This window comes from Qipengyuania sp. JC766 (assembly GCF_040717445.1).
Classification (GTDB): domain Bacteria; phylum Pseudomonadota; class Alphaproteobacteria; order Sphingomonadales; family Sphingomonadaceae; genus JC766.
Window position 1 is genome coordinate 1,094,027 of the sequence record NZ_JBFEFL010000001.1, and the last position, 15,988, is coordinate 1,110,014.

Genomic DNA, 15,988 nt, shown 5'->3' on the forward strand with positions numbered 1-15,988 from the left:
TTCTATCGCGACCGGAATGAGCACGCGCGACACTTCCTCCGCCGATGATCCGGTCATCGAATCGCGCGACCAGCTGATCGCCCCGATGATCGGCGGCGAGAAGCCGAAGGACCGCTGGCGGATCGGGACGGAGCACGAGAAGCTCGTCTACCGCCGGTCGGACCATGCCGCGCCGAGTTACGACGAACCCGACGGTATCCGCGACATCCTCCTGAATTTGCAGGACTTCGGCTGGGAGCCGGTCGAAGAGGGCGGCAAGGTCATCGCCATGCGCGGCGAGGACGGCACGGTCAGCCTCGAACCGGCAGGCCAGCTCGAGCTTTCTGGTGCGCCGCTCGAGAACCTGCACCAGACCTGCAACGAGACCGGACGGCACTTGGAGCAGGTCAAGAAGGTCGGCGAGCGGTGCAGCGTCGGCTTCCTCGGCCTCGGCATGTGGCCGGACAAGTCGCGGGCCGAACTGCCGATCATGCCGAAGGGCCGCTACGACATCATGCTGCGGCACATGCCGCGTGTGGGCAGCCTCGGGCTCGACATGATGCTGCGGACCTGCACCATCCAGGTCAATCTCGACTATTCGAGCGAGCCCGACATGGTGCAGAAGTTCCGCACCGGCCTCGCGCTGCAGCCGCTTGCGACGGCCCTGTTCGCCAATTCGCCGTTCACCGAGGGCAAGCCCAACGGCTTTCTCAGCTATCGCAGCCATATCTGGAGCGATACCGACCCGCATCGCACCGGCATGCTGCCCTTCGTGTTCGAAGAGGGCTTCGGATACGAGCGCTGGGCCGACTACATGCTCGACGTGCCGATGTACTTCGTCTTCCGCGACGGGAAATACATCGATGCGGCCGGGCTGAGCTTCCGTGATTTCCTGGACGGCAAGCTGTCCGCCCTCCCTGGCGAACGTCCGACGCAGAGCGACTGGTGGGACCACCTTTCAACCGCCTTCCCGGAAGTTCGGCTGAAGAGCTTCCTCGAAATGCGCGGTGCCGATGGCGGGCCGTGGAGCCGCATCTGCGCCCTGCCCGCCTTCTGGGTCGGTCTGCTCTATGACCAGGGCGCGCTCGATGCCGCGTGGGACCTGGTCAAGGACTGGACGATGGAGGAACGCGAACGGCTCCGCAACGAGGTGCCTCGCCTTGCGCTGCAGACGGAACTGCCGGGCGGGAAAGGCACGCTGCGCGATCTCGGACGCGAGGCCCTCGCCATTGCCCGGGACGGACTCAAGGCCCGCGGACAGCTCGACAGCGGCGGCAGCAACGAGACCGGTTTCCTCGAAACGCTCGACGAGATCGTCGAAAGCGGCAAGGTCCCGGCCCAGCGCCTGCTCGACAAGTATCACGGCGAGTGGAACGGCGACATCAGCCGGGTCTACAAATACTCGTTCTAGCCTGCGGCATCGGTTACCCGGCGGGCGTAGCCCGGCCATCCGTTACCGTACCGAACAGCAGGCGACCCAGCCGCTTTCTTCCCCGGGACATGGCCGATGTGATCACGCCGTTGTGCTCCATCCAGGCGTAGTATTCGCGATATTTCGGGTCTTCCGCCAGCAGGTGCGCCTCTTCCGTACGCGCGCGCCAGTAGTAGATGCCGCTCACAACGGCGAGGAACACCGTGTTGCGCACCATGTCGGTTAAGGAATCGCTAGTGACGAGGAACGGCAGCGTCGCGCACCACCAGAACAGGTTCTTGGACAGGTAGGCGGGATGCCGCGTGAAGCGGTAGGGTCCGTTGGTGATGACCCCGCGATAGGTAAGGTTGGAAAACCGCAGGCCGAACGCAACCGTCGCCCAGGCGTAGACGGTCGTCAGCGCGATCAGCAGCGCCGCCCAGCCGTAGAGAAGGCCCGTGTGCCCCTCCATCCAGTAGGCCCAGCCGGGCGTGTTCACCTCGTAATGGATCATGCCGCTCCCGCCCATGAAGGCGTAGACCAGCGGCGGGTAGCAGATGAGGGCCGCCAGCCATCCGCTCAGGAAGGGGTTGCCGCTGCGGATCTGTGCGTCCAGCGGTCGCATGGTCACCAGATAGCCCACGGTGCCGATCTGCACGTCGATCACGAACAGCAACTCGATGACCGACATGCCCAGCCGGACCGGATCGGACACGATGTCGGCGAGGTCCCTTGTGACCACGTTGTAGAAGCCGCCGGGCAGGATCGAGATCATGAATGCGGCGAAGAACGCCTTGATGATCCAGGCCCGCCAGTGCTTCTTGATCTCGTCCACGTGCCAGCCGCCCCTTCGCAGGAGCAGCGCGCCGAAATGCCAGGAATGGTCCCGGGGTTCGACCATGTAGCGGTCCAGCCAGAGGACATAGGGCACGGTCAGCAGGACGATCGGCACGGCCGCGGCGCCGATCACCTGCATCGAGAACAGGTATTGCCCGTCCCAGTACCACCGGCCGAGCATGTAGAGCCCGGCGATGATGGCGAATGTCGCCCAAAGGCCGACGACCTTTACCGCCGACGTGCCGATCACCTGCCCGAAGGGGCGCGGATTGTCCCAGTCGATACCGGTGGACGGGCGGCGATGCACCTTTTCGACCACCATCGACCATGCGATCATCGGACCGGCCGAGAAAACGAGCGCCATGAGGGCCGCGTAGGGACCGGACAGGGGCTCCCGCGGACCGGGCAGGTCAAACGCCTCGGCGAAGCCGGCATAGTTCCGGCAGAACAGGATCCAGGCGAAAAGGCCTGCCAGTCCGACCAGCCCGACCATCGGCGACACATCGCTCCGCGGCGGCCGCGTTGCGAATTCGACGGTGTGATCGAGGCTGTGCGCGGTCATCGTCCGCCGCTTACCCGCAAAGGGTTAAGCGGCAGGTAACGCCGTTCGCCCCGGACGGGCGGTTACGTCCGTCCGCAATTGCGCGCGGACCCGCCTAGCGGAAGGCGTGGATCGTGCCTTCGTCGTCGAGGACATACATGGTGTTGTTGGCCACGACCGGCGCCAGCGAAACGGGCTTGCCGAGATCGCGATACAGGGCCGAAGACCCTTCCCCGAGGCTGACCTTGTGGATCTCGCCGCGCGTGCTCACCACCCACAGCGAATTGCCCGCCAGCACCGGACCCGACCAGAAGATCGGACCCTTCTTGTCTTCCTGGTCGCGGAACTGCTGGAGCTGCGAGATCCAGCGGATCTTGCCGGTCGAACGGGCGATCGCCAGCAGGCGCGCATCGTCGGTAAGCGCGAAAATCCATTCGCCCGCGATGGTCGGCGTCGAAATGCCCGCAACGTTGAGTTCCCAAAGCCGCTGCCCGGTCACCAGTTCGTACGCCGCCATGCGCCCGCCCTGGCCCAGCGCGAAGACGCGGCCCTGGTCGACGATGGGATCGGCATCGATGTCGGTCAGCGAACCGACGCGGGTGGAGATGGACGTGCGCGCGAGGGCATCCGACCACAGGACGCGGCCGTTTTCGTAGCGGTAGGCGGCAAGTTCGCCCGAGCTGTACCCTGCGATGACGGTGCCCTGCCCCGCGGCCGGGGCCGCCACGCCGAACACGCCGGCCTGTGCGCCCGCGCCCGATTCCTGCCACTGGATCGCGCCATCGGCGACCCCCAGCGAGTAGATCTGGTTGTCCTGCGTCATGACAAGGACGGAATTGAACGCCAGGGTCGGCGCACCGCGCAGTGGCCCTGCCGGCTTTACCGTCCAGATCTGCGAGCCGGTCGCCGCGTCCAGCGCAACGACGTCGCCGCCGCCGCTGGTCGCGTAAACCCGCCCGTTGTCGAAGCTGACACCGCCCCCGAACAGCGTGGCGGCGTTGCCGTCGCCCGACGGCATCTGGAATTGCCAGACGCGCGCGCCGGTCTGCTCGTCGAACGCATGGACCACGCCATCCGTATCCACGGCATAAAGCCGGCCCCCGGCGACGACCGGCGCGTTGGCGAGGCGGCGCTTGTTGCTGCCGCCCGCGATCTGCGCGGTCCAGGCCTGTGTCGGGTTATCCGCCAGCGCGAGATGGCCGGTCGATTTCCCGGCATTCCCGCCGGGCTGCGCCCAGCTCTGGTTGACCTGCGCAGGCGGTACGATCACCGACACGCCCGACAGCGCCGGATCGACAGCCGCACCGGTCTCGATACGCGACAGCACCGGGGTCCGCTCACCGACTGTCGGCGTAGCCTTTTTCGTTCCCCCGCCACACGCGGCGAGCACGGCGACCGAGCCCAGCGCGAGCGCCTTGCGCCATCCGATCTGGTTGGAACGTGAGATCATGCGATCAATCCTCAATTTTCTGAAGCCGGAGCCTGTTGCGGGGGTGCGGCACCCGCCGGCGCGGGTCCGGCCTGTTCTTCCAGCAGTTCCTCGACATCCTCGATGGCATCGACCCCCAGGAAACCGGCCAGCTGGCGGGTCCGGGCGCGCAGGCCTTCGGGCACGTCTTCGTTGCGCGCGATCCGTGAAAGCAGGTCGCCCGCCTCCTGTCGCTTACCCTGTTCGAGGTAGGCGATGGCGACAAGCTCGCCGGCGCTGCCGAAATAGGCATTGTCCTCGACAGCCAGCGGCTGGAGACGGCGGATGACTTCCGCCGGCTGCATGGTGTCGAAGCGCGCGGCGACTTCGCGGATGACCGCGAGATCGCGCATGGCGGGCGGTGCCGCTTCGTCGGCCGCAACCGCTGCGAAGCGTTCCGCGGCCGTGGCGCTGTCCCCGCGTTCGAGCGCGATACCGCCCTGCAGCATGGCGGCCGCGGCACGGGCGCCGCCTTCGCCTTCGGTGGCTAGTCCGTCGAGAGCCGCGGACCCGGTTTCGAGATTACCCGCCTCGATCTGGTCCAGCGCCGAGATCAACGTTTCGGACTGCTCCTCCGCCGCGGCCTCGTTCTGGCGATCCCACCAGAGATATCCGCCGAAAGCCAGCAGCGCCACTGCGACCAGCGCCAGGATGGGAACGCCGAACCGCTTCGCGAAATTGGCGAAATTGTCCTGGCGGACAGCCTCGTCGACTTCGCGCATCAGCACGTCGCCCTCGGCGTTTTTCGCAGGCTTCTTGGTGATTTCGGACTGTGCGTCGGGTTTGCGGGCCACGCGTGGAACGCTCTCGTCTTGTGTTGGACAGGAAGATCGCGTCTTTAGACGATACGGGTCGCGATGCAATTCACGATCATCAGACTGTCCCCGTCCCGGTGAATGGCATATGAAGCCGGCCGCGCAGCTGTCAGGGCATGCTTTCGCGCTGCATCGCGCTCAGGTAGAGGCGCCTGTAGGCGTCGACCATCCGTTTGGCATCGAACCGCTTCTCCGCCGCCGCGCGGTTGGCGGACCCGATCCGTGACCGCAATTCCGCATCGTCCGCCAGCGTGCGCAATGCCGCCTCCGGATCGCCGATCAGCGGGCGGTTCTCGTCCGAAACCATGTCCGCGATGTCGCCCACATCGGTCGCCGCGACCGGCAGCCCTGCGGCCATCGCCTCGATCACGGACACCGGCATCTGTTCGCTGTCGGACGACAGGGCGAAGATATCGAACAGGCCGACATACTGGGCAGGATAGGGAACGAAGCCCGTCAGGTGGACCCGCGAGGTGACACCGTGCTGCTCGGCCGCCTTTTCGATCGCGCGCCGCTCCGTGCCCTCGCCCACGATGACGAGCTGCCAGTCTTCCGGCAGCGCGGCAAAGGCCGCGACGAGCCGCGGCAGGTTCTTGACCGGGCGCAATCCCGCCAGGGTCCCCACCCACCGATCGGTCTCGCGTTTTTCCAGACCGGGGATGGCATCGGGTTCCGGCGTGCGCGCATATCCTTTCAGCTCGATGCCGTTGGGTATCCGCATGACCCGGCCGATGGGCTGGTCCCATTTTTCCAGCGCGATCGCTTCCAGCCGTTCCGACGGGACGACCAGCTTGGACGTGCGCCCCAGGGCGATCTTGCGGAACATGTTGCGCGACCACTTGATCCTGGTCCGCTCGTCCTCGTTGAAGCCGTCCTCGTGGTGGATCAGCGGCGGGAGGCCGAGCTTCTGGCCCATGACCGTGTGCGCCATCACCGCGTCCATCGCCCCCCAGTTGTAGGTCAGGACGAGATCGTAACCGCGCATGGCCATCGCGATCTTCGCCAGCCGACCCGGCAGGGGCTTGCCGACGAGCGAGGGAAAATCCTTCACGATCGTGGCCGTGTTGAACGGTGCGATCTGCTGCATGGCGCCGGTTTCGGCCCGGTTCTCGCTCACGATATCGTGGTGGACGTTGGGCCCGAACGCATTGATCAGCTGGACGCAGCGCAGTTCCTTGCCGCCCGCCGCGAAGGTCGAATGGAGGTGCAGGAAGCGAACGGTCTCTATCCTTCGGGCTTTCTTGCGCTTCGTCATGGGACCGAACCGAGCAGCTCGTCGATGGCCGCCAGCGCCGGCGGTTCGCTCAGCAGGGGTGCGTGCCCGGTATTGGCGATGGTGACCGTCCTCGCCTGCGGCAGGCGCTCGACCATGCGTTCAAGCGTTTCGGGCGAAAGGATGTTCGAGCTGTCCCCGCGCACGATCAGCACTGGAATGCCCGAAAGGGCATCCAGCGCGGGCCACAGGTCCGCCGGGGCGGCCCCGTCCTCCTGCGAAAAGGGCTCGGCGATCTTCATGTCGTAATCGAAACCGATCCGCCCGTTCTGCTGCACGGTCATGCCGCGCTTGGCCATTTCCAGCCAGTCTTCCAGCTCGAAACCCGGATGGGCATCGCCGTGGACGTCCTCCAGCGAACGGGCCGCGTGCAGCCAGGTCGGGAAACTGCGCCCCTGCCCGACATAGCTGCGGATCTTCGCGATCCCGTCCGCGCTGATGTCGGGACCGATATCGTTCAGGACCGCACCCTCGATCCGGCCCGGCTCGCCATGGGCAAGCATCATCGTCATAAGGCCGCCGAGCGAAGTTCCGATCGCGACGAAGCGGTCGATCGATTCCCGTTCCAGCAGGTCGAGAACGTCGCGCACATACTGCACCGGATTGTAGGTGGCAGGATCAGGCGCATAGTCGCTGTCCGCGCGGCCCCGCATTTCGGGCACGATGACCCTGCGCGACGGGGCGATGTGGGCGGCCAGATCCGAAAAGTCGCGCGCATTGCGGGTCAGTCCGTGGAAGCAGCAGACCGGCAATTGCCCGGCATCGCCGGCATAGTCGCGATAGTGCAGTTTGAGACCGTCTTCGCTGGTCCAGGAGGCATCGGTGTATTCGCTCGCCATGGCGTGCCTGTCCCCAGAATCGCACCGGATGGCAAGGGAAACCGTTGCGAAGCCGGCATCCTCGGACCACGTTGACGATCATGACCGACCCCGAAAGCCTGCCTGATTACCGACCTGATCCCGCCATACTGCCGCTTGCGGACTGGCTGGCGGACCCGGTTTCCCCGGCAGATTTTCCGGAAACGATCCTGCGCTTTCGCAATGACCGGGCAGCACGGACGGTAGGGCTGGTCGGGCTGGACGACGGGCAGTGGGTGGCGCATTTCGGCCGGTTCGATCCGCTGCCCGAAAACCTGCCGAGACCCCTCGCCCTGCGATATCACGGGCACCAGTTCCGCGTTTACAACCACGAGCTGGGCGACGGGCGGGGGTTTCTTCACGCGCAATTGCGTGACGACCGGCAGCGCCTGCTGGACCTCGGAACGAAGGGATCGGGCCAGACTCCGTGGAGTCGTCAGGGAGACGGCCGGCTGACGCTTAAGGGCGCCGTCCGGGAGGTGCTGGCCACAGAAATGCTCGAAGCGCTGGGCGTCTACACCTCGCGAACGTTCTCGATCGTCGAGACCGGGGAGGAACTCTGGCGCGGGGACGAGCCTTCGCCCACCCGCTCGGCCGTCCTGACACGGCTGAGCCATGGCCACATCCGCATCGGCACGTTCCAGCGGCTCGCTTTGCTCGAAGAGCGCGCGGCGATGGAACAGCTTGTGGAGTACTGCCTCGCCCGGTTTCCCGGCCCCGAAAACGCCTTCGATGGCCCCGGAGCCGACCATCCGGCGGCGATCCTCATGAACCAGGTCGTCGAACGCCTCGCCGACCTCGCCGCGAGCTACATGGTGGCCGGCTTCGTCCACGGCGTCCTCAACACCGACAACATGAACGTCACCGGCGAGAGCTTCGATTACGGGCCATGGCGCTTCCTCCCGCGCTGGGATGCGTCCTTCACGGCCGCCTATTTCGACCATTCTGGTCTTTATGCCTTCGGCCGGCAACCCGAGGCGCTGCACTGGAACTGCGCCCAGCTGGCGATCGCGCTGCGCACATTGTGCCCATCGGAGCCATTGGTCGCCGCGCTCGAACGATTCGGGCCGCTTTACGAACGGTTTCTGGCAAAACGCTGGTGCTGGCGCCTGGGGGTGGAACCGCGCGGCGACGATCGCGATACGAGGCTGGTCGCAACCTGCGAGAGGGTCCTGCAGGAATCAGGCGTCGCCCCGGACCGCTTCTTCCACACGCACCGCGGCGGACGGAACGCCAGCGGCGAACTCGCAGAGGCCCTCCGCCCCTACACGGTGACCGAAGACGATCACCCATACTGGCGCGAGGCCGAACCGCAGTCGATGCTGATCGACGAAGTGGAGGCCATCTGGACCCCGATCGCCGAGGACGACGACTGGACCCCGCTATGGAGCAAGATCGAGAGGTTGCGGCGGGTCGGCGAAGCGCATGGGACCCCGCCGACACCGGCGGGACATTAGCCTCGGTTCACTGACCTGTCGGCTGCTGTTCCATCTGTAGCGGCGCGATGTCGACGCCGGATAGTTTCCACTGCCCCTGCTCCCACTGGAAATACATGTCGAACCCGATCGAGATCGGCCGCATCAGGAACATGCCCTGCACCCGGAACAGATCCTCGCGAATCTGCTGCGGTGCCTCGGTATAGGTCGGCGGGACCAGCAGCGAACTGGCAAGATCGATGCGCTGCCGCCGGATACCTGCGAAGATCTCCGAGAGCCGGGCAGCGTTGAAATTGATCTGGAACCCTTGCGCGGAAATATCGCGCAGGACCGAGTAGTTGCCGGATCGATTGGCGTGATCGATGGCCGCCATCGTCGACCAGATCATCTTGGATAGCTCGAGCTGCCCCGGTGTCGGCCTCATCGACGGGGGAGGCTGCACCTGCGGCTCGGCTTGCGAGGCCTGCACTTGAGCCATGGCAGCCGGCGCAGTCCCCAGCGCAAGAGCAGAACTGCCGAGGAGGCAAACGAAAAATGCCGGGGCACGAAGCCCCGGCATCTTCTTCGATCGATACGTCAAAATCATGCTCGATCGTGTAGCGCGTTACCAGGCGACTTGGAAGCCGCCGCGTGCGCCGACTTCGCCGCTGTCGAAGCCGACACCGACACCTGCCGAGAACGCCGCGTTCTGTCCGACCCGCGCGGAGAGCGCGACCGTGCCTGCACCACGGTCCTCGAAGTAGCCCACGCCACCCGAGATTGCGAAGTTGGTACCGTTCGGAAGCATCGGCGATTCCATGGCCAGAGCCATGGCGACACCTTCGTTCGCACGCTCGATCGCAGAACGGTTGGCGGCGGTTTCACCGAACAGCTGGTTGATCTGGCCGGTCTGGTTCGAGGTCAGCGTCTGAAGCGCCGCGATGCTCGCAGTGTTCGTACCGATAGCAGCCGTATTGGCAGCAACCGCCGCATTCGTGGCGCCAAGATCGGCAGCGGAAGCGCCAGCGACGAGGCCGAGCGTTCCGTTGGCGTCGGAGGTAACGAACTGGATCGGACCGGTCTGGCTGGCAGTGCTGGTGTCGAGGCCCGCGATGACGACCTGGCCGTCATTCGCTGCGGTTGCACCGGCGCCGATCGCGACCGAGTTGGCACCGGTCGCCGAAGCACCCGTACCCATGGCGATGGCATTTTCGCCCGTCGCCGAGGTATTGCCACCCAGCGCGACCGAAGAAGCACCGGTCGCACTTGCATCCCAACCGAGAGCGACAGCGCCGAGTGCGGTTGCGTTGGCGCCGGTTCCATCACCATCGACGTCACCGCCGATCGCCACGGCGAAGTCGCCCGATGCAGCAGTCTGGTTGCCGAGCGCGATAGCCTGGACGCCACTGGCATTGGCCGCCTCACCCACGGAGAGCGAGCGAACGCCCGATGCCGAAGCGAGGTGACCGATAGCATGCGCCCGTTCCGCCGAGGCATTCGACTGCCAGCCGAAAGCCGTAGCGGCCGTGCCGTTGGCGACGGATTCGCCGCCGACTGCTGTCGTCGAAGTGCCGTTGGCAAAAGACGTGTCACCGATGGCGAGGGCATCGACACCATTCGCGATCGATTCGTTACCGATCGCGGTAGAGAAATCGGTCTGCGCATCCGCGTTCTCACCTACGGCAAGTGAGCGGACGCCTTGGGCGGTAGCAAGATGACCGAGCGCAGTTGCGCGCTCCGCACCGGCAACGGACTGCCAGCCATACGTCGTTGCCCCCGGACCGGTCGCAAGAGCCTCGCCGCCGACGGCCGTGGTGCTGTTGCCGATTGCCCGAGCGCCTGTCCCAGCGTCGTCACCGCCAATGGCGATGGCATCGACGCCGTCAGCGAGCGAACGCCTTCCGATGGCAATGCTGGAGGTACCGACTGCATTCGATGCGGAACCAAGTGAAACCGACCAATCCGCTTGAGCACGTGCAAAAGCGCCGACTGCTAGCGCATCGCGCGCGGTGGCACGAGAATTAACCCCAACGGCGGTCGATCCGAAACCCGTCGCTTGATTAAGCCGACCCAAAGCGGTGCTGCTTTGAGCTGTCGCAATTGCTTGGTCGCCGACAGCGGTTGCTCCGGGGCCAGATGCGACAGACTCCGCTCCCACGGCCGTTGTGCGAACGTTTGTTGCGAGAGCATCGGATCCAATCGCCGTCGAGTTGAGGCTGCTTGCGAGCGAACCACCACCGACGGCAGTCGAATTTTCCCCCCGAGCTCGGGCGGTAACACCGTTGGCCGTCGCGCCCGTGGCAGTGGCCTGTGCGTTCACACCAGTTGCAGTGGTATTGACAGCGGTCGCTTGGCTGCGCTCACCCACGGCCGTTGCGTTTGTCGAAGATGCCACGGCGCCCTCTCCGCAAGCGGTCGCGTTGGTGCCAGAACCATCGGCACCGCCATCGGTGTCGCCGGCATCGGCCACGCCGTTGTCGTTGGTATCGAGAAGACACTCTTCTGCCATGGCAGGAGCCGGTGCCAGGGCGAGACTTGCAATGGCGAGCGCCGAAGCAGAACCGCACATCGCGGCCATCTTGGAAAGATCGAATTTCATATCTGAGTCACCTTTTAGTACCTTACGTCAACAATCAACGTAAACGCACGAATTCCCGTGCGTTTTGCTTGCCACCCGGATTGTGGGAATGGCCTTTTCCAGGCCGGTCCTAAGGACTCTTTCCCCCTGATGAACATCGAATGACAGATGACAATGACAATTTCAAGGCGCTGAAATTCTCAGAAATTTGCGTTAACGACTGCTCTCTAGGTAATTTTACTATCCCGCATCATTGGAATTTGACCCCTGCGAACTAACCCCTAGATAGCGGGCCTGATCATTCGAGCGGGCGGTTCATTGCGTTCGGCCCATTCAGGAGCATGTGTGTCCCAAGCCGAAATCGTATCCTTCGAACCGGCGACCGGTAAGGAAATGTGGCGTGCGCCGCTGGACAATGTGGACGAGGCCGTCGACCGCGCGCGGAGAGCCTGGCCGGCTTGGGCCGCGAAGCCGCTGGCGACCAGGATCGAATTGTGCCGCCGCTTTGCAAACGAGGTGCTGAAGGAATCCGACAACCTCGCAACGACCATCGCGCGCGAAACCGGCAAACCGCTGTGGGAAGCGCGCACCGAAGTCGAAGCGGTCATCGCAAAAGTCGATATTTCAGTTACCGCCTATGCCGAGCGCACCGGGCAAAAGAAGCTGGACAGCGCGCTGCAAGGCTCGAGCGCGGTCAGGCACAAGCCGCATGGCGTCATGTGCGTGCTGGGTCCCTACAATTTCCCCGCCCACCTTCCGAACGGCCACATGATCCCGGCCTTGATCGCCGGCAATGTCGTGATCTTCAAGCCGAGCGAGAAAACACCGGCGACGGGCGAACTGTTGATGAAGTGCTTCAACCGTGCGGGCATCTCCGCTGCGGTCGCGCAATTCTTCGTCGGAGGACCGGAAGAAGGCAAGGCACTGGTCGCCCATCGCGACGTCGATGGCATCCTGTTTACCGGGTCGGCACAGGTGGGAATTGCGATCAACCGGAAACTTGCGAGCAATCCAGGCAAGATCGTCGCACTAGAAATGGGTGGCAACAATCCGATCGTCGTCATCGACACGCCCAAGATCGACGATGCCGTCACGCTGATCGTGCAATCCGCCTTCACGACTGCCGGCCAGCGTTGCACGGCGGCACGCCGGCTCATCATCAAGGACAGCATGTACGATGCCGTCGTCGGGCAACTGAAATCGCTGGTGTCCCGGATCATCGTCGACGAGCCATTCGCGGAGCCCGCCCCGTTCATGGGGTGCGTGATCGACAACGATGCTGCCGACCGGATGACGGAAAGCTTCCTTTATTTCCTGTCCAACGGCGGCAAGGCGATCCGTCACATGACGCGGCCGGACGACAACCTGCCCTTCCTGACCCCGGGCCTGATCGATACCACCGACATGGAAGACAGGCCCGATGTAGAGTTGTTCGGCCCCCTGCTCCAGATCGTCCGTGTACCCGATTTCGACAGTGCGATCGCTGAAGCGAACCGCACGCGTTTCGGCCTTTCCGCTTCGCTGATCGGCGGAAGTCCGCAGGATTACAACAGGTTCTGGGCCAATGTTCGCGCCGGTATCATCAATTGGAACCGGCCGACCAACGGTGCTTCATCGAAAGCGCCTTTTGGCGGCCTCGGGCTGTCGGGCAATCATCGTCCTGCGGCTTTCTATGCGGCGGACTACTGTGCCTATCCGGTCGCGAGCACGGAGATGGAGCAGCCTCGCGCCAATATCGGCGTTGGATTGCGCAATTAGGCGCCTCTTTCCAGCACCCACGCTTCGGTGAGCCCGTCGGCCCGGTTTCGGATCTGGACGGTGACCTTTGCATCGTTCGTGGCAGCCTCCAGACTGTATTCCGAACCGTGCTTCGTCACAGTCACATCATTGTCGCCCGGGCGTAACCACGCATAGTGGAACGCGAGCACGTCTTCCAAGCCGACCGGGGTGCGATAGCGAACTGCCCGCAGCTTGCACGAACCGGCATCCGAGCCGGCAGCTTCCACGACGTGTCCGTCGGGGTAGAGACCGACCGCACGGGACACCGGGGCGGCCCATTTCGCCGTATAGTCCAGCGTGTCGAGGCAACTGTCCTGCGCTCCTTGCAACGCCAGAGCGGAACCGGCGGTCAGCCAGGCTAGTTCGCCAAGCTCTTCGCCTTCCAGGGGTTCGGGCAATTCGTCGATCCGGTCGCTACCGCCCAACAACCGACGCGCTTCGTCCCGGGCGGCTTGTATGGCTTCGGGATGGCGCGCCAGCGGCGGGAGCGAATGGCCGGTCCGGATTGTGAGTGCCGCATTCGCCTCGTTCTGGTTCACCAGGTCCGGATCGGCCATAAGCTGGTTGTTCAGGGCCTGCTCCAGAACCGGATCGCGCGGCTCCGGCGCCTGCTCGGCATCGGGATCGCCGCAGGAGGCGAGCGCAAGCAAGCCGCAAAGCAGCACTCCGCCCGTCTTCGCTCGCGCTTTTGTCCAACCCATGCGCCCCCCAATAGGAGCGGCATGGTTAACAAGTGGCTCCCGACGGTTCTCAGGAACGGCGCCCGACCCTCCCGAAGAAGGACCGGGCGCCTCACGGCTCGGTTGCGGCTGCGCCCCGCCCATTGGTGGGGAACGGGCGGTGCGCCCAACCTCGCTATGTGCGTTCATCTTTAGCCGGATCTGTATGAACGCCATGCAACTCCGGGTTCAGCGGCCGTCAGTCGGCGATGGCTTGTTTCGCCCCCGGGGCAGGCCTAGGGGGCGGCGGTGACGCAGCCCGATCCCCCGCAAGAGCCCTCCGGCCTTCCCGCCGCGCTGGCGGCGTATGTGATCTGGGGTCTGCTGCCGCTCTACCTGATACTGGTGCGAGCGGTGCCGCCCTTCGAATTCGTCGCCTGGCGCATCCTGTGGACACTGCCGGTTTGCCTCCTGATCGTCGCCTTCCGCCGCCAGTTCGCCGATCTGGGCCGCGCGCTGCGGGACCGGCGGAGCATGCTGGTCCTGACCGCCAGCGCCACCCTCATCGCGATCAACTGGTTCACCTATGTCTGGGCGATCCAGATGGGCAACGTCTATGCCGCCAGCCTTGGCTACTACATCAACCCCCTTCTCAACGTGCTGCTCGGCACGCTGCTGCTGGGCGAGCGGCTGAGCCGGGCGCAGTGGGTCGCGGTGGGCCTTGCCGGGGTCGGCGTCGCGATCCTTGCGGCGGGCGCGATCACGACGCTGTGGATCAGCTTGACCCTGGCGCTCAGTTTCGGGACCTACGGCCTCTTGCGCAAGCAGGTCGCGGTCGGCTCGCTTCCGGGGCTGACGATCGAATCGACCCTGCTGCTGATCCCGTCCGCCGGCATCGCGCTGTGGTACGCATTGCAGCCGCCCGGCTCGTCCTTCCTCGTCAGCGTGCCGCGCAGCCTCGCCATCGTGCTCGGCGGCATCGTCACCGCGATCCCGCTGCTGCTGTTCGCGATCGCGGCGCGACGGATGGCCTATTCGACCATCGGGTTCATCCAGTTCCTTGCGCCTACCATCGTCTTCATCCTCGGCCTGACCGTCTTCGGCGAGGCGTTGAAGCCGGCGCAGCTCGCCTGCTTCGTCCTGATCTGGGCGGCGCTGGCGGTCTTCGCCTGGGACCTGTGGCACCGGTCCCGTGCGCCCAAGCCTGTCCCGCTCGACTAGGCGAGCTTCCAGCGCAGCGTGTCGCCGGCGTGGAACGGCACCACCGGCGTGCCTTCCGCATCGAACGCCGCCAGCACATCGTGCTCTTCCCGGCGCAGTGTCACCGTCCCTTCGTTGAGCGGCAGGCCGTAGAACCGCGGACCGTTCTCGCTGGCAAACGCTTCGAACCGGTCGATCGCGCCTTCCTCCTCGAACACGGCGAGATAGCTTTCGAGCGCGAAGGGCGCGTTGAAGATGCCCGCGCAGCCGCAGGCGCTTTCCTTGGCGTCCTGCGCATGCGGCGCGCTGTCCGTGCCGAGGAAGTAGCTGGCAGAGCCCGACGTTGCCGCTTTGCGCAAGGCCAGCCGGTGCGTCTCGCGCTTGGCGACCGGCAGGCAGTAGTTGTGCGGCCTCATCCCGCCGACCAGCATCGCATTGCGGTTGATGTGAAGGTGCTGCGGCGTGATCGTGGCGGCGACCCGGTCCCCCGCCCCGTCCACGAAACCGACCGCATCCTGCGTCGTGATATGCTCGAAGATCACCCTGAGCGCGGGCAGGCGGCGGACCAGCGGATCGAGGATGCGGTCGATGAACACCGCTTCCCGGTCGAACACGTCGATGTCCGCCTCGGTCACTTCGCCATGGACGCAGAGTGGCATGCCGATTTCGGCCATCCGTTCCAGCACGGCCTCGATATTGGCGATGTCGGTCACGCCGTGCGCGGAGTTGGTCGTCGCATTGGCAGGGTAGAGCTTGGCGGCCGTGAACGTGCCGTCGGCGAACCCGGCGGCTAGGTCGTCCGGATCGGTATCGTCGGTCAGGTAGCACGTCATCAACGGCGTGAAGTCGAGCCCGTCCGGCACCGCGGCCAGGATCCGGTCGCGATAGGCGCGGCCCAGCGCGGCCGTTGTGACCGGGGGCGCGAGGTTGGGCATCACGATGGCGCGCGCGAACTGGCGGGCGGTGTAACCGACCACGCCGCGCAGCATTGCGCCGTCGCGCAGGTGCACGTGCCAGTCGTCCGGCCGGCGGATCGTCAATTCATCCATGATACGGAACGTCCGGGCGAGACATGGACCGCATGGACCACTGTCCAGGGGCAAAAAACACAGGGCGGCAGACCGCCTGCGCGCGGGCGGCTTCGATCGGGGTTCGGACGCAATGCATGGCGGTTCC

13 protein-coding genes are annotated in these 15,988 nt (G+C 65.1%); 4 read left to right on the forward strand and 9 right to left on the reverse strand.

Annotated elements, in window-relative coordinates; genetic code table 11:
* Positions 1 to 16: 16 nt before the first annotated feature.
* The gene (locus AB1K63_RS05420) at positions 17 to 1,390 is read left to right on the forward strand and encodes a glutamate--cysteine ligase (RefSeq protein ID WP_366958932.1); all 1,374 of its coding nucleotides are present in this window, start codon (positions 17 to 19) and stop codon (positions 1,388 to 1,390) included.
* Between the two features lie 13 nt (positions 1,391 to 1,403).
* Here AB1K63_RS05420 and AB1K63_RS05425 read toward each other — a convergent pair whose 3' ends face one another.
* The 5 genes from AB1K63_RS05425 to AB1K63_RS05445 all read right to left on the reverse strand — a co-directional run bounded on the left by AB1K63_RS05425 (position 1,404) and on the right by AB1K63_RS05445 (position 7,163).
* On the reverse strand, positions 1,404 to 2,789 hold the full coding sequence (locus AB1K63_RS05425) for an isoprenylcysteine carboxylmethyltransferase family protein (protein WP_366958933.1): 1,386 nt from the start codon (positions 2,787 to 2,789) through the stop codon (positions 1,404 to 1,406).
* Between the two features lie 94 nt (positions 2,790 to 2,883).
* Positions 2,884 to 4,218 carry a PQQ-binding-like beta-propeller repeat protein gene (locus AB1K63_RS05430; protein WP_366958934.1) on the reverse strand — a complete coding sequence of 445 codons (1,335 nt, stop codon included), beginning with the start codon at positions 4,216 to 4,218 and terminating at the stop codon, positions 2,884 to 2,886.
* Positions 4,219 to 4,229: 11 nt separating this feature from the next.
* A complete protein-coding gene (locus AB1K63_RS05435; protein WP_366958935.1) occupies positions 4,230 to 5,030 on the reverse strand; it encodes a tetratricopeptide repeat protein in 801 nt (266 codons plus the stop codon).
* A gap of 130 nt (positions 5,031 to 5,160) precedes the next feature.
* A complete protein-coding gene (locus tag AB1K63_RS05440; protein WP_366958936.1) occupies positions 5,161 to 6,306 on the reverse strand; it encodes a glycosyltransferase in 1,146 nt (381 codons plus the stop codon).
* Positions 6,303 to 7,163 carry an alpha/beta hydrolase gene (locus tag AB1K63_RS05445; RefSeq protein WP_366958937.1) on the reverse strand — a complete coding sequence of 287 codons (861 nt, stop codon included), beginning with the start codon at positions 7,161 to 7,163 and terminating at the stop codon, positions 6,303 to 6,305. Before AB1K63_RS05445 ends, AB1K63_RS05440 begins: the two co-directional genes overlap by 4 nt.
* An 80-nt stretch (positions 7,164 to 7,243) precedes the next feature.
* Between AB1K63_RS05445 and AB1K63_RS05450 the strand changes: the two genes are divergently transcribed.
* Positions 7,244 to 8,638 carry a protein adenylyltransferase SelO family protein gene (locus AB1K63_RS05450; RefSeq protein ID WP_366958938.1) on the forward strand — a complete coding sequence of 465 codons (1,395 nt, stop codon included), beginning with the start codon at positions 7,244 to 7,246 and terminating at the stop codon, positions 8,636 to 8,638.
* A gap of 7 nt (positions 8,639 to 8,645) precedes the next feature.
* Here AB1K63_RS05450 and AB1K63_RS05455 read toward each other — a convergent pair whose 3' ends face one another.
* Both AB1K63_RS05455 and AB1K63_RS05460 read right to left on the reverse strand, forming a co-directional pair.
* Positions 8,646 to 9,041, reverse strand: coding sequence for a hypothetical protein (locus AB1K63_RS05455; protein ID WP_366958939.1), 396 nt, complete (start codon positions 9,039 to 9,041; stop codon positions 8,646 to 8,648).
* Between the two features lie 180 nt (positions 9,042 to 9,221).
* Positions 9,222 to 11,195, reverse strand: coding sequence for a YadA-like family protein (locus tag AB1K63_RS05460; protein WP_366958940.1), 1,974 nt, complete (start codon positions 11,193 to 11,195; stop codon positions 9,222 to 9,224).
* A gap of 324 nt (positions 11,196 to 11,519) precedes the next feature.
* Between AB1K63_RS05460 and astD the strand changes: the two genes are divergently transcribed.
* A complete protein-coding gene (astD, locus tag AB1K63_RS05465) occupies positions 11,520 to 12,932 on the forward strand; it encodes a succinylglutamate-semialdehyde dehydrogenase (RefSeq protein WP_366958941.1) in 1,413 nt (470 codons plus the stop codon).
* Here the strand turns inward: astD and AB1K63_RS05470 are convergent.
* Positions 12,929 to 13,654: a hypothetical protein gene (locus tag AB1K63_RS05470; protein ID WP_366958942.1), complete on the reverse strand. Its 726-nt coding sequence runs from the start codon at positions 13,652 to 13,654 to the stop codon at positions 12,929 to 12,931. The genes astD and AB1K63_RS05470 overlap by 4 nt on opposite strands.
* A 267-nt stretch (positions 13,655 to 13,921) precedes the next feature.
* On the opposite strand from AB1K63_RS05470, the gene rarD reads away from it, so the two are divergent.
* The gene (gene rarD / locus AB1K63_RS05475; protein ID WP_366958943.1) at positions 13,922 to 14,833 is read left to right on the forward strand and encodes an EamA family transporter RarD; all 912 of its coding nucleotides are present in this window, start codon (positions 13,922 to 13,924) and stop codon (positions 14,831 to 14,833) included.
* On the opposite strand, the gene pyrC is transcribed toward rarD, so the two are convergent.
* The gene (gene pyrC, locus AB1K63_RS05480) at positions 14,830 to 15,864 is read right to left on the reverse strand and encodes a dihydroorotase (RefSeq protein WP_366960650.1); all 1,035 of its coding nucleotides are present in this window, start codon (positions 15,862 to 15,864) and stop codon (positions 14,830 to 14,832) included. The genes rarD and pyrC overlap by 4 nt on opposite strands.
* Between the last annotated feature and the right edge of the window lie 124 nt (positions 15,865 to 15,988).